At 71.1% G+C, this 598-nt stretch carries 1 protein-coding gene; it reads right to left on the minus strand.

Annotated elements, in window-relative coordinates; all coding sequences use genetic code 11:
• Window positions 1-598 (minus strand): beta-ketoacyl synthase N-terminal-like domain-containing protein (locus tag KUM32_RS41640; protein ID WP_217146820.1); only part of this gene is annotated, 598 nt, incomplete at both ends.

Genomic DNA, 598 nt, shown 5'->3' on the forward strand with positions numbered 1-598 from the left:
GTCTCAGGCCACTGGGTGGCCTCCGTCAACAGCCGCACCTCACCCGCCGACCAGTCCACCTGCCGCGACGGCTCATCCACATGCAGCGACTGCGGCAACACACCATGCCGCATCGCCATCACCATCTTGATGACGCCCGCGACCCCGGCCGCGGCCTGCGTGTGACCGAGATTCGACTTCAGCGAACCCAGCCACAGCGGACGGCCCTCTGGCCGGTCCTGGCCGTAGGTGGCCAACAGCGCCTGCGCCTCGATCGGGTCACCCAGGGACGTACCGGTCCCGTGGCCCTCCACCACGTCCACATCGGCGGCAGCCAGACGGGCACTCGCCAGCGCGTCGCGGATCACCCGCTGCTGAGACGGGCCGTTGGGCGCGGTCAGACCGTTGCTGGCACCGTCCTGGTTGACCGCCGAACCCCGCACGATCGCCAGCACCGGGTGGCCGTTCTTCCGCGCGTCCGACAGCCGCTCCACAAGGAGCATGCCGACACCCTCGGACCAGCCCGTGCCGTCCGCCGCGTCCGCGTACGGCTTGCAGCGGCCGTCGGGGGCCAGCCCGCGCTGCCGGCTGAACTCCACGAAGGCACCCGGTGTGGACA

It is taken from the genome of Streptomyces sp. AC627_RSS907 (assembly GCF_019049165.1).